Origin of the sequence: Rhodococcus sp. A14 (assembly GCF_011603105.1) — a bacterium.
Classification (GTDB): Bacteria; Actinomycetota; Actinomycetes; order Mycobacteriales; family Mycobacteriaceae; genus Rhodococcus_F; species Rhodococcus_F opacus.
Genome location: NZ_JAAOQS010000046.1, coordinates 44369 through 65874 on the forward strand (window position 1 = coordinate 44369; position 21506 = coordinate 65874).

Sequence of the window (21506 nt, forward strand, 5' to 3'; positions counted from 1 at the left end):
AGAAACCGCAACGCGCAAGACGAAGAACACGCTTTTTTGGTACGCCCGTCCATACCCCGTGCTCAGGGCATTTTCCTGGCCGAATTCCGCGCCCAACCAGCGCACCCGCAGACCCCACGTACTCTGTAGATCGTGTCGATTGCAAAAACAGTGGGGAAGCTCGCGGGATCCTCCGCCTTGGCAGGAGTGCTCCTCGCCGGCGTGATGTTTCCGCTCGCCGGCGGGTTCGGTTACGCCTCCAACAGGGCGGCTGACACCGTCGACAACGTCTCCGCGGAACTGGTCGAAGGAACGGTTCCCGCGGTCTCGACGATGGTGGACTCGGCGGGCAATCCCATCGCGTGGCTGTACGACCAGCGGCGCTTCGAAGTGCCCAGCGAAAAGATCTCCAACGAGATGAAGCTCGCCATCGTCTCCGTCGAGGACCGCCGGTTCCCCGAGCACAAGGGCGTCGACTGGCAGGGCACGATGCGCGCCTTCCTGACCAACACCACGAGCGGTGAGGTGCAGCAGGGCGCGTCCACCCTCGACCAGCAGTATGTGAAGAACTACCAGCTGCTCGTCGTGGCCAAGACCGACGCCGAACGCCGGGCGGCGATCGAGACGACGCCCGCCCGCAAGATCCGCGAGATCCGGATGGCGCTGACCCTCGACAAGGAACTCACCAAGGACGAGATCCTCACCCGCTACCTCAACCTGGTTCCGTTCGGCAACGCCTCGTTCGGCATCCAGGACGCCGCACAGACCTACTTCGGCATCGACGCGTCCGAACTGAACACGCAGCAGTCCGCGATGCTCGCGGGCATGGTGCAGTCGAGTTCGGCTCTGAACCCGTACACGAATCCCGATGGCGTCCTCGAACGACGCAACGTGGTTCTCGACACGATGATCTCGAACATTCCCGAGCGCGCCGCCGAACTCCGGCAGCTCAAGGAGACGCCCCTCGGCGTGCTGCCCGAGCCCAACCGGCTGCCCCGCGGGTGCATCGCGGCCGGCGACCGCGGCTTCTTCTGCGACTACGCCCTGCAGTACCTGGCCAACGCCGGCATCAGCCGCGAGCAGATCGACAAGGGCGGCTACCTGATCAAGACGACGCTCGACCCCGCGGTCCAGGCGTCGACGAAGGCGGCACTCAGCGCGAACGCCAGCCCGGGGCTCGACGGCATCGCGAACGTCATGAACGTGGTCCAGCCCGGCCAGGATTCGCACCGGATCCTCGCGATGGGCAGCAGCCGCACCTACGGCCTCGACGCGAACGCCAACGAGACCGTGCAGGCGCAGCCGTACTCACTGGCCGGTCACGGCGCCGGGTCGATCTTCAAGATCTTCACGACGGCCGCCGCGATGGAGAAGGGTCTCGGCACGAACGCCATCCTGGACGTGCCCGGGCGGTTCGAGGCCCGGGGCATGGGTAGCGGTGGTGCACGAGGCTGCCCCGCGTCCACGTACTGCGTCGAGAACGCAGGCAAGTACCCGGCGGCACTGTCGGTGACGGACGCCCTGGCGCAGTCGCCCAACACCGCGTTCGTCAAGCTGATCCAGGCGACCGGCGTCGCCCCCACCGTCGACATGGCGGTGCGGCTGGGTCTGCGCTCGTACGCCCAGCCCGGCACGTCGGGATTCGACGACCGCAGCATGGCCGACTTCCAGAAGGATCAGAACCTGGGTTCGTTCACCCTCGGTCCCACGTGGATCAATCCGCTGGAACTGTCGAATGTCGCGGCGACGCTCGCCTCGCACGGCAAGTGGTGCCCGCCCACCCCCATCGATTCGGTGTTCGACCGTGAAGGCAAGCCCGTCTCGGTCACCCAGCAAGCCTGCGAGCAGGTGGTCGAACCCGGCCTCGCGGACACGCTCACCAACGCCATGAGCAAGGACGACAAGCCCGGTGGCACGTCCGCCGGGGCGGCGGGCAGCGTCGGCTGGACGCTGCCGATGGCAGGCAAGACGGGTACCACGGAATCCCACATGTCCTCGGGCTTCCTCGGATTCACCAACAACTTCGCCGCCGCCGTGTACGTGTTCGGCGACTCGCCGACGCCGGGTGAGATCTGTTCGGCCCCGCTGCGGCCGTGTGGCGACGGCAACCTGTTCGGTGGAAACGAACCGGCGCGGACCTGGTACGCGGCGATGAACCCCATCGCCAACAACTTCGGGCCGACGACGCTGCCGCCGGTCGACCAGAAATACGCGCGCGGTTCGCAGAACGGTCAGGTTCCGGACGTCACCGGACTGAGCCAGTCGGCCGCGACGTCCCGTCTGCAGGGTGCGGGGTTCACCGTGAACGCGGTCACCACCGAGTCGCAGGCGGCCAAGGGGACGGTCACGAGCGCATCGCCGTCCGGTTCGGCCATTCCGGGGTCGACCATCACGATCTACGTCAGCGACGGATCGGTGAAGGCCGCTCCTCCGCAGGCGCCGGCTCAGGGGATCCCCGTTCCGCCCATCCAGCTGCCCGGCCTGCCGCCGATCCAGCTGCCGCCGATACCCCGCTAACCATCGGTGAGTGGGAAAGTGTGGCGACGCACGCTTTCCCACTCACCCCGGGAAGTCAGAGGCGGGACTTCACCGCGTGCGAGAGCCGCGAACCGTCGGCCTTGCCGCCCGCGAGTGCGCCGGCGGCCTTCATGACCTGCCCCATCTGACGCATGCCGGGACGCTCACCGATCTCCTCGGCCACCTGGGCGATCGCGGTGTCCACGACGTCGACCAGTTCCGCGTCGGTCAGCGGCGTCGGGAGGTACTCGTCGATGATCTGCGCCTCGGCCCGCTCCTGCGCTGCCAGCTCACCTCGACCGTTCTCGGTGTAGATCTCGGCGGACTCGCCGCGCTTCTTCGACTCCTTCGCGAGGACCTTCAGCACCTCGTCGTCGGTGAGCTCGCGGGCTTCCTTGCCGGAGACCTCTTCGGTCTGCACGGCGGCCATCAGCATGCGGATGGTGGCGGTGCGCAGCGAATCCTTGGCCTTCATGGCGGCCGTCATGTCGGAGCGCAGTCTTGCTTTCAGTGAATCTGGCATGGGCGAAACGCTACGCGCCCCGATTCGTCCACTGCATCTCGATTGCGCTCATCAGTATCCTGGAAGAGTGTCTGACGAGTTCCGTGCCAACCTGACCCGCGCCGCCCTGGGTACGGCGGGTGCCGCCGCCCTCGGCATCGGCTACGCCTCGCTCATCGAGCGCAATGCGTTCGCGCTGCGCGAGGTCACTATGCCGGTACTCGAACCCGGGTCGTCGACGCTCCGTGTGCTGCACATCAGCGACCTGCACATGATGCCCGGACAGCGGCTGAAACAGAACTGGCTGCGGGAGCTGGACAACCTCGACCCCGACCTCGTCGTGAACACCGGCGACAACCTGTCGCACCAGCGGGCGGTGCCCGCAGTGGTCCAGGCGCTGGGGAATCTGCTCGCCCGCCCCGGACTGTTCGTCTTCGGCAGCAACGACTACTTCGCGCCCAAGCCGAAGAACCCGCTCGAGTACTTCCGCAAGGAACACAAGCGCGTCCTCGGCGAGCCGCTGCCGTGGGGCGACCTGCGGGCCGCGTTCACCGAGCGCGGCTGGTTCGACGTCACGCACGTCCGCCGCGACCTCGAGGTGTCGGGTGTCCGGATCGCGTCGGCCGGAGTCGACGATCCGCACCTCAAGCGCGACCGGTACGACACGATCGCCGGTCCGCCCAATCCGCTGGCCGATCTCCGGCTGGGCATCACCCACTCGCCCGAACCGCGGGTGCTCGACCGGTTCGCGGACGACGGCTACGACCTCGTGCTGGCGGGCCACACGCACGGCGGTCAGCTGTGCCTGCCGTTCTACGGCGCGCTGGTCACCAACTGCGACATCGACCGTTCACGGGTGAAGGGTCCGTCCAGGTGGGGTGCACACACCCAGCTGCACGTGTCCGCGGGAATCGGGACGTCGCCGTGGGCGCCCGCCCGCTTCTGCTGCCGCCCCGAGGCGACGCTCCTGACGTTGGTTCCGGCTCAGCGCGGCGGCTCGGACGCCGACGCCGCGCGGGGTCGCGCCGAGTCGTCCGAGAGCACCGTTATACGCAACTGACCAGGGGATTTAATGGTGACTGGTTGGGTAATGTAAGCTAGCCGAGGTTCAACACGGGGTGTGGCGCAGCTTGGTAGCGCGCTTCGTTCGGGACGAAGAGGTCGTGGGTTCAAATCCCGCCACCCCGACAGTGTGAGACACCGAGAAGAGGCCTTGACCGGTTCGCCGGCCAGGGCCTCTTCTGCGTGGTGAGGGTGTTTCCGTTTGCGGCGACCCCGCGACCATCGGTCCGAAACCTCAGGCTAGCCTCACCTCATGTCTTCGAGGCTCTACGTACGCGCCGGGCTGGTCGCCCTGGCCACCGTCTTTCTCGCCGCCTGCGGCACCACCGACACCGGGTCGTCCGCCGGCAACGCCGACGTCGCAACCGGCGGCCGCCAGTTCGCCACGGCGGACGCCGAGACCGCCAAGCTCGGCACCGACGCCGAACCGGGCGTCTTTCCTCGGACCATCACCCACGCCCTCGGCGAGACCGTCATCGAGAAGAAGCCCGAACGGGTGATCGTCCTCGACGGCGGTGAGCTGGACGACGTGCTCTCCCTGGGAATCACACCCGTCGGACTGGCCAGCCCGGAGAGCGCCGCCGGTCAGCCGTCCTACCTCGCCGACAAGCTGGCCGGGGTGCCGGACGTCGGGACCACCAACAACCTGAACCTCGAGGCGATCTCCGCTCTGCAGCCCGATCTGATCCTGGGCAGCAAGCTGCGGGCCGACAAGCTGTACCCGCAGCTGTCGTCCATCGCGCCGACCGTGTTCGGCATCCGCCCCGGTTTCCCGTGGAAGGAGAACTTCCTGCTGGTCGCCGACGCCCTCGGTGAGGAGACCAAGGCGGAGGAGGTGCTCAACGCCTATCAGACCCGCGCCGACGAGGTCCGGGAGTCCATCACGGGCGAGCCGACGATCTCGCTGGTCCGGTTCATGTCCGGCAAGATCCGCCTGTACGGCAACCTGTCGTTCATCGGCGTCATCCTGAGGGACGTCGGACTTCCGCGTCCGACGGTGCAGAACGTCGACGAACTTGCCGTCGAGGTGAGCCAGGAGACGATCGGTGAGGCGAACGCCGACCGGATCTTCTACTCCAGCTACGGCGCGCCCGAGACCACCGACGAGTCGACCGTGGTCGGCGGTCCGCTGTGGAATCAGATGCAGGCGGTGAAGGACGGCAAGGCCGTGCCCGTGAGCGACGAGACCTGGTTCCTCGCGCTGGGGCCCACCGGGGCGATGATCGTCCTCGACGATCTCGAGAACATGCTCGCGGCCTGAGTCACTGCGGGGCGGGCATGAACGCGTCGTAGATTGCCTGCGGCGCACCGTCGATGGCCCAGATGACCATGAGTCCGACGGCCACCGTGAGGGCGGGCCCGAGCACGACCTTCTCGAAGGGCCCGCCTGCCCGGATGGACAGGAACGACGGGAGCCGGAACTCCCACCACCGTTCCTTCCCGAGCGTGAGGAACGGCGCGAGGAAGGGGACGCCCTCCTTGGTGATGGCGTCCCCGAGGCAGTGGGTGGCGCAGCCGAGGGCCACCGCGACTCCGAGTCCGGTGGAACCGGCCTCGGTGGGATACGACTGCCAGGTGAGCGCGGACAGCACCGCCGCGACCGCCGAAACCGCCAGCCAGCCTTTTTCTTTGGCCAGCTCTCCGGCCAGCCCGCGGAGCGCGAGCCCGAGGCAGACGAACAGCGTCGCGATGATGGCGGGCTTGCCGAACTGGACGACCAGCGCGGACACCCCGGCCCCGATACCCACGGCAAACAGGGCCGTGTGGGTGAGCGTGCGGTGCCCGCCCCGCCGCTTGCCGTCGCGTTTGCCTTTGGTGACGGTGTAGAACCCCAGCGACACCGCATCGACGCCCTTCGCGACGACGTTGCTGACCGGACCGAACGAGCGCGAGACCGTGGACTGGCTCGTGTCCAGGTCCGGGAGAAGCGCCGCTCCGGCGCACACCGCCGCGAACGTGAAGGTCTCGGCGGTCGAGGTGGGCCCACCCCAGTCGAGAGGCAGCAGATCTGCCACCGCCAGACCGACAGCCGCACCGGACATTGCATGGGTGGGACCCATCACCATGGAAGACAGCACCTTTCGACCCCGACTCGGGACACGGTCATCCGAGCCGGTGTCCTGACACCGCCCAACCTAGCAACAACATCCGACACACCCGTCACACCCCTGTGAGTACTTCTCAACCACGGGCGGTTGAGAAGTACTCACGGGCGCGAAGCGCAGTAGCGTCCGTCCCCGCTCGAGGTGGATGATGGAAGTGCACTGCGTGCAGTCGGGCGGAGGAGGGTCGTCGTGGAAACTGTGATCGTGTTCGTTCTCGCCGTACTGATCTATTGGTGGGGCCTGCTCTGAGCCTGCCCCACCAACGACATCAGTTCTGGCTCTGCCCTTCCCGGACACCGATTTCCACTCGCTTGCCCAGGTCGGGGTCGACGCTCTTCCAGTAGTCGAAGACCCGCAGCAGAACCGGTTCGCTGACACCGCCGAGCGCGTGGCCGACGATGTTGTTCACCAGGCGGTCGCGTTCGTCGTCGCTCAGGACCTCGCGGACGAGCGTGCCCGCCTGCGTGAAATCGCTGTCTTCGGCGTGCTCGATGTAGCCGGCTCGCACGGACTCGCCGTCGAACGCCCACAGGCCCTCGTCGCCGGCGAGCGACGCGTCGGCGTGCGGGCCGCCATACGAGTTCGGCGCGTACACCGGGGTCTCGGGCGAATTGGTGGCGTACCGCATCGCACCGTCCTGCGAGTACGAGTTCACCTGGTTCTTCGGCGCGTTGACCGGCAGCTGCGCGTAGTTGGCGCCGATGCGGTACCGGTGCGCGTCCGCGTAGGAGAAGACCCGCCCCAGCAGCATCTTGTCGGGCGAGAAGCCGATTCCCGGAACGACATTCGACGGCTCGAACGAGGCCTGCTCGATCTGAGCGAAGAAGTTGTCGGGGTTACGGTTGAGGGTCCACTTGCCGACCTCGATCAGCGGGTAGTCCTTCTGCGACCACACCTTGGTGAGGTCGAACGGGTTGAACCGGTACCCCTCGGCCTCGTCGACGGGCATGACCTGAACCTTCAGCGTCCAGCTGGGGAACTCGCCGCGGGCGATCGAGTCGTACAGGTCGGCGCGGTGATGATCGGGGTCGTTGCCGGCGAGGGTGTCGGCCTCGTCCTGCGTGAGGAACTCGATGCCCTGATCGGTCTTGAAGTGGTACTTGACCCAGAACCGCTCGCCGTCGGCGTTGACCCACTGGTACGTGTGCGAGCCGAAACCGTCCATGTGACGCCACGTCTTCGGGATTCCGCGGTCACCCATCAGCCAGGTCACCTGGTGCGCGGACTCGGGCCGCAGCGTCCAGAAGTCCCACTGCATGTTGTGGTCGCGCAGACCGGATCCCGGCAGTCGCTTCTGCGAGTGGATGAAGTCGGGAAACTTGATCGGGTCCTTGATGAAGAAGACGGGCGTGTTGTTGCCGACGAGGTCGTAGTTGCCGTCCTCGGTGTAGAACTTGACGGCGAATCCGCGCGGGTCACGCCAGGTGTCGGGGCTGCCCTGCTCGCCGGCGACGGTGGAGAAGCGCACCAGCGACTCGGTCCTGGCGCCGGGCTGGAACAGCTTTGCCTTCGTGTAGCGGCTCACGTCGTGGGTGACGACCAGTTCGCCGAACGCACCGCCGCCCTTGGCGTGGACGACGCGCTCCGGGACACGCTCACGATTGAACTGGGCGAGCTTCTCGATCAGGTAGTGGTCGTGCAGCAGGATGGGGCCCTGCGTGCCCGCCGTGAGGGATTCGTTGTCGCTGGCGACGGGAATTCCGAAGTTGTTGGTGGTGGCGCGCTGTGTTTCAGGCATGGCAAAGCCTCCAAGTTGCATCGGGTGAGGGTGTAGCGGTGGGGACGGACGGGGTCAGGACAGGGCTGCTGCCGACCCGGTGCCGCTCTGCGCGCCGGTCTGGCACTGCGAGCAGAGCCCCCAGAAGACGACCTCGGCCTCGTCGATCTCGAAACCGTGGGCCTGCGAAGGGTCGAGGCACGGAGCCTCACCGACGGCGCAGTCCACGTCCACGACGGTCCCGCAGCTGCGGCACACGAGGTGGTGGTGGTTGTCTCCGGTACGGGTTTCGAACCTCGCGGGCGATCCCGCGGGCTCGATACGTCTGAGCAGGCCGGCGGCGGTGCACGCCTTGAGGACGTCGTATACCGCCTGGGTGGAGACCGATCCCAGCTCTTCACGAACTACGGCCGCAATGTCGTCGACGTCGGAATGCGGCCGTACGGCAACCGCATTCAACACTGCAACACGTGGCGCAGTGACACGCAGGCCCACCTCGCGCAGCTGCGCTTTGGGATCCGTGTCGTGTCGCATGTGTTCCAGTATCGCGCCTTTTTGGAATTAGTCAAGAAAAGGATGTGTCGAAAATTCTTGACATGTCGGAAATCTCCGACATAAAGTCGCGGCGTGCCCGACGACGACGTCTTCATCGCCCTCGCCAACCCCGTGCGACGGCGCCTGCTGGAAATCCTGGTGGACGGCCCCCTCACCGCCGGAGACCTCGCCGGCCGGTTCGACCTCAGCCGGCCCGCGGTGGCAGAGCACCTACAGGTCCTGCGCCGGGCCGGACTCGTCCGCGACGAACCGTCCGGACGGCAACGGCACTACCACCTGACCGCCGAGCCGCTCGCCGACGTCGGCGACTGGCTGCACCCGTTCGAGCGGTTCTGGCGTGGCCGCTTGCGCACACTCGCCGACTTCCTCGAGGAGGACTCGTGACCGACCGCACCACCACCAAGATCTCCGTCGACCAGTTCATCGCCGCGCCGCCCGCCAAGGTGTGGCGCGCCCTCACCGAGCCGGAACTGCTCGCCCGCTGGTGGGCCGCGGGCGACATCGCCGCCACGGTCGGGCATCGGTTCCACCTCGAGATGCCCGGCTGGGGCGCCGTTCCCTGCGAGGTGGTCGAGGTCGAACCCGAGCGGCGCTTCGTCTACACGTTCACCGAGAACTGGACGCTGGTCTGGCGCCTCGTTCCCGAGGGTGCGGGCACCCGCCTGTTCCTCGACCACTCCGGCTTCGACCTCGACGACAAGCGCAGCCGCGACGCGTTCGAGCGGATGGGTCCGGGCTGGCGCGACACCGTGCTGCCCCGTCTCGCCGGCGTGGTCGCGGACATCGGACCACTACCCGCTTGATCGGGTCAGCGGAGTTGCGCGGGTCCTGTGGTCATCCGGCCGTCCGTGATCACGATGCCGTGGTGTGTGCCGGGCGTCAGCCAGTCACCGAGGGTGGGACCTTCGGCCGCCACGTCCACGCGGGCATATCGGAAATGGCCCCGCAGTCGTGCGGATGCCGTCACGAGGCCCCGGTCGCCGGGTTGCGCGAACCCCAGCGCTCCGGCGATCGGTAGTCGCGGGCCGCGCGGCCGAGTGTTCGTGGTGACGCGCCACGCCTCGGACGACGCCTCGAAGTCGCCGTGCACGTCGCCGTCGAACTCGGCCGGCACCTTCGGCAGGCTCCAGTGCACCCGTCCGCCGTGTACGGAGGGTTCCGAATCCACGGCGATGAACGGGACCGCCATGCGGGGCAGGACGCCGATGCGACGACCGGGCGCGCGGAGCACCGGACTAGCGAGGATTTCCCGGTAGGGGCCGACCGGCGAGTCCAGGTAGTCGACCATCATCGCCAGGGTCAACGGCACGGTGGCGCCGTCGGGTCCGAGCGCGCGGGCAGCCGCAGTGCTGCGGTGCCACCACAGCGTCGCGCGGACTCCCGCCGGCCACGGGGGCGGCGCGCTCTCGGGCCAGTCGGTGCGCTGGGTGGTCGATTCAGGCACGCTCCACATCGACTGTCTCCTTTCGGGTTGCGACCGTCAGCGGGAGCCGCAGCGCACCCGGCGCATCGGCGGGCACCACCGGACTCCGGGGCGGCGACGGTTCGATACGTACGTATGGCTTGCCTGGTTCGGGCCGGGCATCGACCTCACCCTTGTTTGGCCACAACGCGAATGCACGCTCGGCCTGGGCGGTGATGGTCAGCGACGGGTTGACCCCGAGATTCGCGCTCACCACGGAACCGTCCGCCACGTGCAGGCCGTCGTGTCCGTACGCCCGCAGGTAGGGGTCGACGACACCGGTGTCCGGGGAGTCCCCGATGGTGCAACCCCCGAGGAAATGCGCGGTCATCGGAATGTTCACGACGTCGGCGAACGAACCGCCGGGGTCTCCCCCGATCCGCTCGGCCACCTTGCGGATGGCCGTGTGACCCTGCGGGATCCATTCGGGCGGTGGATCTCCGGGTCCGGGCCGGCTGGTCACCGCGCGGCCGAGGCGGCCTTTCCCCTTGGTCAGTTCGAGCGAATTGTCGTCGGTCTGCATGACGAGCGCGATCACGGTGCGCTCCGACCAGTGCCGTACCGAGAGGCTGCGCACGAACGCCCCGGGGCGACGCAACGCGACGCCCACCGTTTTCAGCAGCCGCGGCGTTCTGCCGCCGCCGTCGCTGAGGACCGTCTGCAACAGTCCGATCGCGTTGCTGCCCTTGCCGTACCGGACGGGTTCGATGTGGGTGTGATCGTCCGGGTGGAACGAGGACGTGATGGCCACACCCTTCGTGAAGTCGGTGGCGCGGTTCTTCGCCGTGGCCGCGAGGACCGCTTCGGAGTTGGTGCGCACCACCGATCCCAGCCGCGGCGACAACCGCGGCAGCGCACCGGATTCCTTCATCGCCAGCAGCAGCCGGGCGGTGCCGTACGTGCCCGCGGCGACCACCACTTGGTCGGCGGTGAACGTGTGCTCCCGCTTGCGGATTCCGTCGGTGCGGCGGGTCCGCAGCTCGTAGCCGCCGCCCGCCCGGGGGTGCAACGCCTTCACTGTCGTCAGCGGATGTACCAGGGCGCCCGCCTTCTCGGCGAGGTGGAGGTAATTCTTGACGAGCGTGTTCTTCGCGCCCACCCGGCAACCCGTCATGCAACTGCCGCACTCGGTGCACCCCGTGCGCTCGGGTCCCACTCCGCCGAAGAACGGATCGGCCACCCGCGACCCCGGTTCGCCGAAGAAGACGCCCACCGGTGTGGACGTGAACGTCTCACCGGCGCCCATCTCCTCGGCCACCTCGCGCATGACGGCGTCGGCGGGGGTGAACGACGGATTGGTCGTCACGCCCAGCATCCGTTTCGCCTGCTCGTAATACGGGGCCAGCTCCGACTGCCAGTCGGTGATGTGCGCCCACTGCTTGTCCTCGAAGAAGCGGCGCGGCGGCTGGTAGAGGGTGTTCGCGTAGTTCAGCGATCCGCCCCCGACGCCCGCCCCGGCCATGACCAGGACGTCGGGGAGGAGGTGGATCCGTTGCACGCCGTAGCAACCCAGCCACGGCGCCCACAGGTAGCGCCGCAGCCGCCAGCTCGTCTCGGGCAGCTCGTCGTCGGCGAAACGTCTGCCCGCTTCGAGAACACCGACCCGGTAGCCCTTCTCGGTGAGCCGGAGCGCCGCGACGCTGCCACCGAAACCGGAGCCGACCACGATCACGTCGTAGTGCGTCACGCGACGGTCTCCTTCGCGGCCCTGCGTCGTGAGACGTAGTTCTCCTGGTCGAAGCGCTGCAGCTGGGAGCGGAACTTCCAGGTGAAGGTCGGCCACTGGACGGAGTTCCGTCCCTCGGAGTCGTAGTACCAGCTCGAGCAGCCGCCCTTGTTCCAGACGGTGGACTGCAGGTCGGACTGGATGCGGGTGTTGTACCGGCGCTGCGCCTCCTCGGTGACCTCGAAGGCGGTGATGCCGCTGTGGTGCATCGTGTTCAATGCGTCGGCGATGTACGCGGACTGCGATTCGAGCATGTAGACGATGGAGCTGTGCCCGAGGTTGGTGTTGGGACCGTACATCAGGAACAGGTTGGGGAACCCGGCGACGGTGGTCCCCTTGTACGCGCTCGGGCTCCCGTCCCAGTGCTCGGCGAGCGTGCGGCCGTTCGCACCGCGCAACGCCTGCGCCACAGGAGGTTCCGTCGGCGTGAAGCCGGTCGCGAAGATGATGGTGTCGACCTTGTGCACGCCCCCCACCGCGTCGACCACGCCGTCCGGCGTGACCCCGGCGAGTCCCGCGTCTACGAGCGTGACGTCGGGACGGTCGAGGGTCCGGAGCCAGTCGTTCGACAGCAGCATCCGCTTGCAGCCGATCGTGAAGTTCGGCGTGAGCTTGCGGCGCAGTTCGGGATCGCGCACCTGCCTGCGCAGGTGCACCTTGGCGACCATTTCGAACACCGGCAGCAGCCCGGTCGCGTGCGCGAGCACACCACCCAGGGCCTCGCGGAAGCTGTACACGGACCCACGGACAGCTTTCTGCACCAACGGCAGTCGCCGGTAGATGCCCTTCTCGGAGCCGGACAGTTCGCGGTCGAGGCGCGGGATCACCCAGGCGGGCGTGCGCTGGAACACGGTGAGATGCTCGGCCGCCGGCGCGATCTCCGGGACGAACTGCACCGCAGACGCACCGGTGCCGATCACGGCCACGCGCTCACCGGTGAGGTCGTGGTCGTGGTTCCACGTCGCCGAATGGAACGTGGTGCCGCCGAACGTCTCCAGCCCCGGCATGTCCGGGACGCTGGGCGTCGACAGCGCACCGGTAGCGGCCACCACGACATCGGCGGTCAGCGTTCCGCGGCTCGTCCGGACGGTCCAGATGGTCTCGCCATCGTCCCAGTGCGCTTCCTGCAGTTCACAATCGGTCACCACCCGGGACCGGACACCGGTGTCGGCCGCGACCTTCTTCAGGTAACGGTGGATCTCGGGTTGGCGGGCGAACGTGTGACTCCAGTCGGCGCTCGGCGCGAACGAATACGAGTACAGCGACGTCGGGACGTCGCACGCACACCCGGGGTAGGTGTTGTCTCGCCACGTGCCGCCGACGTCGTCGCCGCGCTCGATGATCAGGACGTCGGCCTGCGGCTGCGTCTGCAGGATGCGCGCCGCCAGTCCCATACCGGCGAAACCTGCCCCCACGATGAGGGTGTGTACGTGCTGCGGAAGATTCACGACTTCTCCACCTTCGATTCCCACACGGGCAACAGCCGCGCGCGTAGTGACTGTTCGGCCTCGGGGGTGCGGAACAGTGCCGACACCGCCAGACCGCGAACCAATTCAATAGTGAGCTCGATGGCGTCGGCGTCGAACCGATCGCCGAACACCGCCGCCGACCCGCGGCGCAGAGCGTCGTTGACCTTCCGCTCGAGCGGAACCGTCGCCTCGTACAGCGCCGGGTCGGTGCGGGCGGCCACCCACAGCTCGAGGGCCGCATAGAACAGCGGGCCGGAGAAGGCGCCGGCGAGCACTTCGACGCCCCGACCTGCATCCACTTCGGCGGCGAGGATCTCCTGCAGCCGCTTGTCCACGAGATGTTCCACGGCGGCCACCACCAGCGACTCCTTGGTCGGGAAATGGTGCAGCTGCGCGCCGCGCGACACCCCCGCCCGACGGGCGATGCCCTGCGTGGTGGTGCGGGCGTACCCGAGCTCGACCAGGGAGTCGACGGCCGCGTCGAGCAGCTTCGTGCGCATCGCCGCGGTCCGCTCGGCCTGCGTGCGGGCCGGCTTGACTACTTCTGTGTCAGGTGTCACACCCAGCACTGTAGGCGGAAAAAAGAAAACAGTCCAGACTGCTTGTAAGTTTGCGCTACGCGCCCGTGAGTACTTATTAACGTCCGGCGGTTAATAAGTACTCACGGGCCTAGGGCACCAGGCGGTACCGCAGCATCATGTCGTGGTCCTCGTGGTCGAGCATGTGGCAGTGCCACACGTAGCCCTGAAGGGGATGCGACGACTGCTCCATGTGGCCGTGTCCGCCTTCGGAGTGGTCCATCGTGTGCGCCGACATCCCGAACGTGGCGTCCGGGTCGAAGCCGAGTTCGTCGGCGGTCGGGAACCGGACGACGATCCGGGTGATCGAGTTCGCGTCCGCGATCACCGTGTCCTTGAACCCCGACTCCCACACCTGGGGCGCCAGGTTCGGCCCGAGCACGAACGGGTCCGCCGACGGCGTCCACCGCATCCCGACCGCGGGCACCGGGACCGCCTGCATCAGGGCGTTCGTGTCGATCGCCTGCCGTCCGATCACCCGGAACGTCACCAGATGCAGGTGGATCGGATGCGGTTCGGGCGTGACGTTGACGATGTTCCACTGCTCGACCGTCCCCTGCCGGGGCATCTCGATGTCGTCGGTCGTGTAACGCAGGTTGTTCAGCGACATCAGCGGCGACGGCTGACCGAGACCCTGCGCGAGCTGCATCACCGACACGTTGCGCACCACCGACGGCCGCGCGACGGGCGGGAGGACGGCGAGACCACGGCTTGCGCCCCGCAAAGTCTCCGGCACGCCACCGGTGAACCCGGCGGCGGTCCCCACCCGGAACCGGCAGAACCGCGGCATGATCTGCACCCCGCGCTGCGCGACCTGCGCCGGAATCGGCTCGTCGTTACGCAGTTCCACCGTCGTGCCGGGTGCGAGGGTCCCGAAGTCGACGAGGAGGTCCACCCGCTCGCCGGGTCCGAGCCGGACGTGGTCGGTGGCGACCGGCGCGTCGAGCAACCCGCCCTCGGCGCCGATCACCCAGAACCTCATCCGGTTCTCGAAGAACAGATTCCACACGCTGAACGATGCGGCGTTCACCATCCGCAGGCGGTACAGGCCCCGTGCCACCGACATTTCCGGCCACACCTTGCCGTTCACCACCCCCACGTCACCAGGTGTGGCGGCCTCCCAGCTGCCCTGCGGATTCAGCGGGTTGGACCGGACACTCTGCCGTCCGTCGTCGGTGAAGTTCTTGTCCTGCAACACCAGCGGAAGTTCGAACTGCCCCGAGGGCAGACCGAGCGGGTTGCCGGTCCCACCGGTGTCGTACTCGTCGCGCAGCAGGTACATGCCTGCCAGCCCGGCGTAGATGTTGAGCCGGGTGACGCCCATCGCGTGGTCGTGATACCAGAGCGCGCAGGCCTCCTGCCGGTTCGGGAACTCGTGCACCATCCCCTGCCCGGGCCGCATCGTGTCCTCGGGGTGTCCGTCGAACTCGGGGGGCGTCCGTCCGCCGTGCAGGTGCAGCGACGTCGGCACCTGGGTGCGGTCCTGCTCGCTCACGCCGTGGATCCGCGTGTCGACGTCGGCGGCGAGGGGGTTGCTCGCGATGTCGTTGCGGTAGGTCAGTGAGGTCCGTTCACCGACGTGGGCTTCGATCGTCGGGCCCAGGTAGTCCATGCCGCCGTAGCCGAGCGCCGGGGACGCCGGCAGGTCGGGATGGAACACGTGCGTCGTGCTGTTCGCGTGCACCTCGACGGAGCTCCCACCCATCATCGGCAACGGCGGCAACTGTTCCCGGAACGGCTGGAGCGGCGGCGAGGAGAAGACGAACGGCCGCAGCGGATCGATCCCGAACGGGTACGCGCTCGCCGATCCCACCCCGACCGCCCCCAGCCCGGCCGTCAGCGCCAGTCCACGAACGAACGACCTACGCGGAATCCGTCCATCCATTCGGAGGAGCCCCCTGCACGGTGAGAACAGCATTGCGAATCGAGTAGCCGACGGTACCGCAACCGTTGCCCCTCTCACCGGGTTTACGGGACGTCCCTTCGCACGGCGGCCGTCGTCGTGCCAGTCTGACCCCATGACTGGTGCAGCTCCGAAGAACATGGCGTGGATCCCCGGGGGCACCTTCTGGATGGGTTCGGAGGACTTCTACCCCGAGGAACGGCCCGTCCACCAGGTGACCGTCGACGGGTTCTGGATGGACACGCACCAGGTCACCGTCGCAGAGTTCCGGCGATTCGTGAAGGACACCGGCCACGTCACGACCGCCGAGATCGCCCCCGACCCCGCGCAGTACCCGGGCGCGGATCCGGCTCTGCTCGTGCCCGGTTCGCTGGTGTTCACCCCGACACCGGGGCCCGTCCCGCTCGACGACTACACCCGCTGGTGGTCGTTCACGCCGGGCGCGGATTGGCGCCACCCGGAGGGCCCGGGCAGCACCGTCGGCGGACGCGAACGTCATCCCATCACGCACGTGTCGTGGTTCGACGCCCGCGCCTACGCGGAGTGGGCGGGCAAGGACCTGCCGACCGAGGCCGAATGGGAGTTCGCGGCCCGCGGCGGCCTGGACCGGAAGCCGTTCGTGTGGGGCGAGGAGCACGAACCGGGCGGCAGGCCCGGCGGGAACGTCTGGCAGGGACGGTTCCCGTGGGAGAACCTCCTCGAGGACGGCTACGCCGGGACGTCGCCGGTCGGCCATTTCCGGCCCAACGGTTACGACCTCAGTGACATGGCCGGCAACGTGTGGGAATGGACCACCGACTACTTCACGGTGGATCACTCCGAGAGCGGGAAGAACGTCGCACCCACCACTTCCTGCTGCATTCCGACCAACCCGAGAGTCGACACGGCACGCGCCGAGAACTCGGACGAGCCCTACGCGCGCCGCGTGATCAAGGGCGGCTCGCATCTCTGCGCGCCCAACTACTGCCTGCGCTACCGACCCTCGGCCCGGCAGGGTGACACCGAGGAGACGTCGACGTGCCACATCGGGTTCCGGTGCATCATCCGCCCGTGACGGGCGTTCTCACCTGACGCGGATGATGACAAGCGGGCCCGAACGGTGTTCGCTCGAGGTGTGCGGTCGACGAAACTGTCTGTGGCGCTGGCCAGGGAAGCTCTGGCCGCGCGCACCGAAACGGCCAACGGCTGGTTGCAGGGCACACCTCCCGGCCGTACCGTTCGGCGCGTCATCGACGGGCTGATCGAGATCGAACTCGTCGACCGGTCGATGACGCTCGCCGCCAGGATCTTCACGTCGGTGCTGCCCGTGATGATTGCGGCGTCGACGCTGAGCAGTTGGAACGTGACCGCACGCACCATCAAGACCCAGTTCGGCTTCGACCCCACGGAACTGACGTCCACGTCCGGCACCGTCGACACCACCGACGCCTCCTTCGCCGCGTTCGGGGTCGTCGGTCTGCTGATGATCGCGATCAGCGGTACGTCCTTCGCGAGGGCCCTCGCCCGGATCTACGGAAAGATCTGGAACGTCCCGTCGATCAATCTCCGAGACGCCTGGCGGTGGCTCGTCGTCCTGTTCGCCGTTGCGCTGTCGGGGACGGCGATCGGCGTGGCCAGCGAGCTTACGAGCATCCGATTCATCGGGCCACCTCTCGCCGTCGCCGGGGAGTTCGCGGTGTGGATGGCCGTGTGGACCCTCAGCCCGTACCTGTTGACGATAGGCACCCTCAAGGGTCGCGTGCTCTGGGCGACGGGCGCGCTGACCGCCGCCGCGCTCACCGCTCTCCACGTCGGCGGACGTCTCGTCCTGCCCCGGATCACCGCCGCCGCGCAACACCAATTCGGGCCGCTCGGCCTGGTGTTCACCGCGATCAGCTGGCTGTTCGTCCTCTCCGTCGTCATCGTGGGTTCCGCGGTGATCGTCAAGGCCATCGCGCTCGACGAGGGCTACGTCGGTCATTACCTGCGCGGACCGGACGCCGTCGCGTCAGAACAAGCCGCCGAAACCCTTGCCCAGGACGACGGCGCCCATCACGAGTAGCAGCACGCTCATCACCGCGGCGTTGTTGGCCTGGAGCCAAACCTTGAGATTGTCGAGGGTCCCCCGCATCTTGTCTGCGGCGACGGCGTAGGCGATCACCGGGACGAGGACGGTCGATCCGGCCAGCACGGTGTACACGATCAGGGCCACCACCTGCTCGCTGCCGTTCACGCCGGCCGTGCCGATCCCGACGCCCGCGGACACGCAGAGCAGCAGGTTCTTGGGATTGATTGCCGCCAGCGCAAATCCGAGTCCGGTGGATTTCACGAAGTTCAGGTCGTCGATGGCCTGCATCCACTTCGGTGGCTCCGCGTGGGCATTGCGGCTTCTCCACTGCCGTCCCGCGAGCAGGAGCAGCAGCACACCGAGAATTACCTTCACCCAGGACGCTGTCGCGGAGGGACCTTCGGAGTCGGACGTGTCGATGCTGCCGGCGAGGAGCATGAAGATGCCCGTCGCGACGAGGATGCCCAGTATCCAGCCGACACCGAAGCCCGCGCTCGCACCGCCCGCACGCTTCGACAGCAGCATCAGGATGACGGCGATGATCGGGATCGGCGAGATCGCGACACCTACCGCGAGCGGTAACAGTTCTCCGATGACTGAGCCCATGTCCGAACCGTAGGGTGGGGGCGTCGTCTCCGCCTCGCACGTGTCGGGTGAACCCATTTCACGCCGTGCTGCTGCATCTCGGCGAGCTGCGCCCACGTCAACGGAATCGGCACCGACGTGTCGGACAGACTGTGCACCACCCGCAGAGGGCGGTCGAAGCCGTCGACGGGCACCTGCTGCATCTCCCGGAACAGCTCCCGGAACTGCTCGTTCCACAAGGGCGCCGCGAACAGGTCGCCGACCGCAGTGGGATGGGCGAGCAGGTACCGGCCGAGTTCCCGGCTGCACGTCACCTTCGCCAGCTCCATCAATTCGATTCCCTTCGGCGACAGATACCGCCGGATGTCGACCTCGGGCCGCTGGTCGTCGATGCCGGCGAGGGTCAGCAACGCGTAGTTCACGATTCCGGTCGTCGGCAGTGCCGGAATCGCGGGTCCCGCGGCCGGGAAGAGCTGTTCGAGGTGTGTCGGCGCCGCCACGGCGACGGCACCCCGATAGTCGAGTGCGGGTGCCCGGGTGGTGGCCCCGCGGGCGGCGAAGTAGGTCGCGTGCCCGCCCTGCGACAGTCCCGTGACGATCCACCGGTCGCTGAGCACGTCGCCGTAGACGTCGTGTGCGGCCAGGACGATGTCGACGGCGTTCGCGGCAGCCGCAGGACCGTCGAGGTAGGCATTCACACCGGCCGTGCCGATTCCCGCGTAATCCGTTGCCACGACGGCGTACCCGGCGGCGAGCCACTGTTCGATCGCGGGCAGTTCGACGTAGTTGAACCCGGCGACCGACGGTGCGCACTGGTCGGCGATCCCGACCGTGCCGTGTGCGTAGGAGACCACCGGCCAGCCGCCGTCGGGTGGATCACCACGGGGCAGGAAGATCGATCCGGTCGACTCACCGGCCGCGGTCGCGGTGCGCAGCGTCGAGTAGCGGACCCGGACGCTGTCGCCTGCCTGGGCGGGGACCGCGGCGGGTGGAAGTTCTTCCTGCGACAGCAGGATTCCCGGCTGCGCGGACGCCTCGCCCGCACCGGTGAGCAGCAACAGAACCGCCGCCACCGCAGCACCGACGACTCTCATCGGCCCAGTGTCCACCCGCACAAACAGACGTGAGTGGCAAAGCGTGCGGAAGCACACCTTGCCACTCACGTGGGGGGGAGATCAGACCAGCAGTTCGGCGATCTGAATGGTGTTGAGGGCGGCACCCTTACGCAGGTTGTCGCCGGACACGAACAGTGCCAGACCGCGACCCTCGGGGACACCCGGATCCTGACGGATACGCCCGACCAGCGACGGGTCGCTGCCCGCGGCCTGGAGCGGGGTGGGGACGTCCACGAGCTGCACACCGGGAGCCGTCGACAGGAGCTCCTGCGCACGCTCCACCGACAGCGGACGCTCGAATTCGGCGTTGATCGACAGCGAGTGGCCCGTGATCACGGGGACGCGGACACACGTGCCCGACACCAGCAGGTCGGGCAGGCCGAGGATCTTGCGGCTCTCGTTGCGGAGCTTCTGGTCCTCGTCCGTCTCACCGCTGCCGTCGTCGACGATCGAGCCGGCCAGCGGCAGGACGTTGAACGCGATGGGTGCGACGTACTTGTTCGGGGCCGGGAAGTCGACGGCGCTACCGTCGTGCACCAGCTTCTCCGCGTCGTCGATGACGGCGCGGGCCTGGCCCACGAGCTCCTCGACACCGGCGATGCCGCTGCCGGACACGGCCTGGTAGCTCGACACGATGAGACGCTGCAGACCGGCCTCGTCGTGCAGAACCTTCAGCACCGGCATCGCGGCCATCGTGGTGCAGTTGGGGTTGGCGATGATGCCCTTCGGCGGGTTCTTCGCCTGCTCCGGGTTGACCTCGCTGACGACCAGCGGGACGTCGGGGTCCTTGCGGAACGCCGACGAGTTGTCGACGACCGTGGCGCCTGCCGCGGCGAACCGCGGGGCCTGCTCACGAGAGAGCGTCGCACCGGCCGAGAACAGGGCGATGTCGATGCCCTTCAGGTCCTCGTCGGACGTCGCGGATGCGTCCTCGACGACGATCTCCTCGCCGCGGAACGGCAGCTTCTTGCCCGCCGACCGCGCGGAGGCGAAGAACCGCACCTTGTCCGCGGGGAAGTTGCGTTCCTCGAGGAGGGTGCGCATGACGATGCCGACCTGTCCGGTCGCACCGACGACAGCGATGGTGGTCATGATCTACCGTCCCGTTCCTGCGTGCACGACGGCTTCTTCGTCGCCGCCGAGCTCGAATGCATCGTGGATAGCCTTCACGGCCTTGTCCAGCTCCACGTCCTTGACGAGCACCGAGATGCGGATCTCCGACGTGGAGATGAGGTCGATGTTGACACCGGCCTTCGCGAGAGCCTCACAGAACGTCGCGGTGACGCCCGGGTGGCTCTTCATGCCGGCGCCGACCAGCGACACCTTGCCGATGTGGTCGTCGAACAGCACCTGCGTGAAGCCGATCTCGCCCTGCAGCTTGGTCAGCTTCTCGACGGCGCGCGGGCCGTCGGCGGTGGGCAGCGTGAACGTGATGTCGGTCTTGCCGGTTTCGACCTTCGAGATGTTCTGCAACACCATGTCGATGTTGATCTCCGCCTCGGCCACCGCGCGGAAGACCTGCGCGGCGTAACCCGGGGTGTCGGGCAGGCCGACGACGGTGATCTTGGACTCGCCGCGATCGTGCGCGACTCCGGTGATGATTGCCTCTTCCACGGGGATGTCCTCCATCGATCCGGACACGATGGTGCCCGGCTTGGTCGTGTATGACGAACGGACGTGCACAGGCACGTTGTATCGGCGGGCGTACTCGACGCAGCGGAGCATGAGCACCTTCGCGCCGCATGCCGCGAGCTCGAGCATCTCTTCGAACGACACCGTCTCGAGACGCTGCGCGTCGGGAACGATGCGCGGGTCGGCGGTGAAGATGCCGTCGACGTCGGTGTAGATCTCGCAGACGTCGGCCTCGAGGGCCGCTGCGAGGGCCACCGCGGTGGTGTCCGAACCGCCGCGCCCGAGGGTCGTCACGTCCTTGCTGTCCTGGCTGACGCCCTGGAATCCGGCGACGAGGACGATCGAGCCCTCGTCGAGCGCATCCCGGACGCGGCCCGGTGTGACGTCGATGATCTTGGCGTTGCCGTGAGCACCGGTGGTGATGACGCCCGCCTGCGAGCCCGTGAACGAACGGGCCTCCGCACCGAGCGAATGGATTGCCATTGCGACGAGAGAATTGGAAATGCGCTCACCGGAGGTCAGCAGCATGTCCATTTCGCGGGCGGGTGGGGC

Annotated in this window: 20 protein-coding genes and 1 tRNA gene; 8 read left to right on the plus strand and 13 right to left on the minus strand. The window is 67.7% G+C overall.

The genetic code is table 11. The features are described 5' to 3' along the window. Positions 1 to 150 precede the first annotated feature (150 nt). A complete protein-coding gene (locus G9373_RS23225) occupies positions 151 to 2496 on the plus strand; it encodes a transglycosylase domain-containing protein (RefSeq protein ID WP_005570579.1) in 2346 nt (781 codons plus the stop codon). Between the two features lie 55 nt (positions 2497 to 2551). Here G9373_RS23225 and G9373_RS23230 read toward each other — a convergent pair whose 3' ends face one another. Continuing rightward, positions 2552 to 3019 (minus strand): GatB/YqeY domain-containing protein, encoded by a 468-nt coding sequence (locus G9373_RS23230; protein ID WP_005248498.1) that lies wholly within the window; start codon positions 3017 to 3019, stop codon positions 2552 to 2554. Between the two features lie 67 nt (positions 3020 to 3086). On the opposite strand from G9373_RS23230, the gene G9373_RS23235 reads away from it, so the two are divergent. From G9373_RS23235 to G9373_RS23245, 3 genes are all read left to right on the plus strand, one after another. After that, entirely contained in the window at positions 3087 to 4058 is a 972-nt protein-coding gene (locus G9373_RS23235) for a metallophosphoesterase (protein ID WP_167116949.1), read from the plus strand. 54 nt (positions 4059 to 4112) lie between these two features. Next, a tRNA-Pro gene (locus G9373_RS23240) sits at positions 4113 to 4186 on the plus strand. Between the two features lie 127 nt (positions 4187 to 4313). Then, positions 4314 to 5321, plus strand: a complete 1008-nt coding sequence (locus G9373_RS23245; protein WP_005256077.1) for an iron-siderophore ABC transporter substrate-binding protein — start codon at positions 4314 to 4316, stop codon at positions 5319 to 5321. Between the two features lies 1 nt (position 5322). On the opposite strand, the gene G9373_RS23250 is transcribed toward G9373_RS23245, so the two are convergent. The 3 genes from G9373_RS23250 to G9373_RS23260 form a co-directional block, all read right to left on the minus strand. Beyond that, positions 5323 to 6126 (minus strand): metal-dependent hydrolase, encoded by an 804-nt coding sequence (locus tag G9373_RS23250; protein WP_005256076.1) that lies wholly within the window; start codon positions 6124 to 6126, stop codon positions 5323 to 5325. A gap of 307 nt (positions 6127 to 6433) precedes the next feature. After that, positions 6434 to 7903: a catalase gene (locus G9373_RS23255; RefSeq protein ID WP_133985966.1), complete on the minus strand. Its 1470-nt coding sequence runs from the start codon at positions 7901 to 7903 to the stop codon at positions 6434 to 6436. A gap of 54 nt (positions 7904 to 7957) precedes the next feature. Further along, entirely contained in the window at positions 7958 to 8416 is a 459-nt protein-coding gene (locus tag G9373_RS23260) for a Fur family transcriptional regulator (protein WP_005256074.1), read from the minus strand. A 93-nt stretch (positions 8417 to 8509) separates the two neighbouring features. On the opposite strand from G9373_RS23260, the gene G9373_RS23265 reads away from it, so the two are divergent. Both G9373_RS23265 and G9373_RS23270 read left to right on the plus strand, forming a co-directional pair. Continuing rightward, a complete protein-coding gene (locus G9373_RS23265; RefSeq protein ID WP_005256073.1) occupies positions 8510 to 8821 on the plus strand; it encodes a metalloregulator ArsR/SmtB family transcription factor in 312 nt (103 codons plus the stop codon). Then, positions 8818 to 9240, plus strand: coding sequence for an SRPBCC domain-containing protein (locus G9373_RS23270; RefSeq protein WP_005564620.1), 423 nt, complete (start codon positions 8818 to 8820; stop codon positions 9238 to 9240). Before G9373_RS23265 ends, G9373_RS23270 begins: the two co-directional genes overlap by 4 nt. Positions 9241 to 9245: 5 nt before the next feature. Here the strand turns inward: G9373_RS23270 and G9373_RS23275 are convergent, their stop codons facing one another. The 5 genes from G9373_RS23275 to G9373_RS23295 form a co-directional block, all read right to left on the minus strand. Further along, positions 9246 to 9890 (minus strand): acetoacetate decarboxylase family protein, encoded by a 645-nt coding sequence (locus tag G9373_RS23275; RefSeq protein WP_167116952.1) that lies wholly within the window; start codon positions 9888 to 9890, stop codon positions 9246 to 9248. Continuing rightward, positions 9874 to 11586: a GMC family oxidoreductase gene (locus G9373_RS23280; protein WP_167116955.1), complete on the minus strand. Its 1713-nt coding sequence runs from the start codon at positions 11584 to 11586 to the stop codon at positions 9874 to 9876. Before G9373_RS23280 ends, G9373_RS23275 begins: the two co-directional genes overlap by 17 nt. Beyond that, entirely contained in the window at positions 11583 to 13073 is a 1491-nt protein-coding gene (locus tag G9373_RS23285; protein ID WP_054245898.1) for an NAD(P)/FAD-dependent oxidoreductase, read from the minus strand. The genes G9373_RS23280 and G9373_RS23285 overlap by 4 nt, the downstream gene beginning before the upstream one ends. After that, positions 13070 to 13663, minus strand: coding sequence for a TetR/AcrR family transcriptional regulator (locus tag G9373_RS23290; RefSeq protein WP_346842845.1), 594 nt, complete (start codon positions 13661 to 13663; stop codon positions 13070 to 13072). Before G9373_RS23290 ends, G9373_RS23285 begins: the two co-directional genes overlap by 4 nt. 100 nt (positions 13664 to 13763) lie before the next feature. Then, the gene (locus tag G9373_RS23295) at positions 13764 to 15557 is read right to left on the minus strand and encodes a multicopper oxidase domain-containing protein (RefSeq protein ID WP_206032507.1); all 1794 of its coding nucleotides are present in this window, start codon (positions 15555 to 15557) and stop codon (positions 13764 to 13766) included. A 133-nt stretch (positions 15558 to 15690) separates the two neighbouring features. On the opposite strand from G9373_RS23295, the gene G9373_RS23300 reads away from it, so the two are divergent. Then, on the plus strand, positions 15691 to 16629 hold the full coding sequence (locus G9373_RS23300) for a formylglycine-generating enzyme family protein (RefSeq protein ID WP_167116964.1): 939 nt from the start codon (positions 15691 to 15693) through the stop codon (positions 16627 to 16629). 81 nt (positions 16630 to 16710) lie between these two features. Next, on the plus strand, positions 16711 to 17616 hold the full coding sequence (locus G9373_RS23305) for a hypothetical protein (protein ID WP_063786584.1): 906 nt from the start codon (positions 16711 to 16713) through the stop codon (positions 17614 to 17616). Here the strand turns inward: G9373_RS23305 and G9373_RS23310 are convergent. The 4 genes from G9373_RS23310 to G9373_RS23325 form a co-directional block, all read right to left on the minus strand. Then, positions 17563 to 18228: a GAP family protein gene (locus tag G9373_RS23310; RefSeq protein WP_007298496.1), complete on the minus strand. Its 666-nt coding sequence runs from the start codon at positions 18226 to 18228 to the stop codon at positions 17563 to 17565. The genes G9373_RS23305 and G9373_RS23310 overlap by 54 nt on opposite strands. Beyond that, complete coding sequence (locus G9373_RS23315) at positions 18189 to 19301, minus strand: lipase family protein (protein WP_005564631.1); 1113 nt, start codon at positions 19299 to 19301, stop codon at positions 18189 to 18191. Before G9373_RS23315 ends, G9373_RS23310 begins: the two co-directional genes overlap by 40 nt. Positions 19302 to 19382: 81 nt before the next feature. Further along, complete coding sequence (locus G9373_RS23320; protein ID WP_005564633.1) at positions 19383 to 20414, minus strand: aspartate-semialdehyde dehydrogenase; 1032 nt, start codon at positions 20412 to 20414, stop codon at positions 19383 to 19385. A 3-nt stretch (positions 20415 to 20417) separates the two neighbouring features. Continuing rightward, positions 20418 to 21506 (minus strand): aspartate kinase (locus tag G9373_RS23325; protein ID WP_167116967.1); only part of this gene is annotated, 1089 nt, incomplete at its 5' end.

Excerpts from the sequence above, each read along its gene's own strand:
- G9373_RS23230 (WP_005248498.1), bottom strand. The coding sequence starts at position 3,019 with ATGCCAGATTCACTGAAAGCAAGACTGCGCTCCGACATGACGGCCGCC.
- G9373_RS23245 (WP_005256077.1), top strand. The coding sequence starts at position 4,314 with ATGTCTTCGAGGCTCTACGTACGCGCCGGGCTGGTCGCCCTGGCCACC.
- G9373_RS23250 (WP_005256076.1), bottom strand. The coding sequence starts at position 6,126 with ATGGTGATGGGTCCCACCCATGCAATGTCCGGTGCGGCTGTCGGTCTG.
- G9373_RS23255 (WP_133985966.1), bottom strand. The coding sequence starts at position 7,903 with ATGCCTGAAACACAGCGCGCCACCACCAACAACTTCGGAATTCCCGTC.
- G9373_RS23260 (WP_005256074.1), bottom strand. The coding sequence starts at position 8,416 with ATGCGACACGACACGGATCCCAAAGCGCAGCTGCGCGAGGTGGGCCTG.
- G9373_RS23275 (WP_167116952.1), bottom strand. The coding sequence starts at position 9,890 with ATGTGGAGCGTGCCTGAATCGACCACCCAGCGCACCGACTGGCCCGAG.
- G9373_RS23295 (WP_206032507.1), bottom strand. The coding sequence starts at position 15,557 with ATGGATGGACGGATTCCGCGTAGGTCGTTCGTTCGTGGACTGGCGCTG.
- G9373_RS23300 (WP_167116964.1), top strand. The coding sequence starts at position 15,691 with ATGACTGGTGCAGCTCCGAAGAACATGGCGTGGATCCCCGGGGGCACC.
- G9373_RS23310 (WP_007298496.1), bottom strand. The coding sequence starts at position 18,228 with ATGGGCTCAGTCATCGGAGAACTGTTACCGCTCGCGGTAGGTGTCGCG.
- G9373_RS23315 (WP_005564631.1), bottom strand. The coding sequence starts at position 19,301 with ATGAGAGTCGTCGGTGCTGCGGTGGCGGCGGTTCTGTTGCTGCTCACC.
- G9373_RS23320 (WP_005564633.1), bottom strand. The coding sequence starts at position 20,414 with ATGACCACCATCGCTGTCGTCGGTGCGACCGGACAGGTCGGCATCGTC.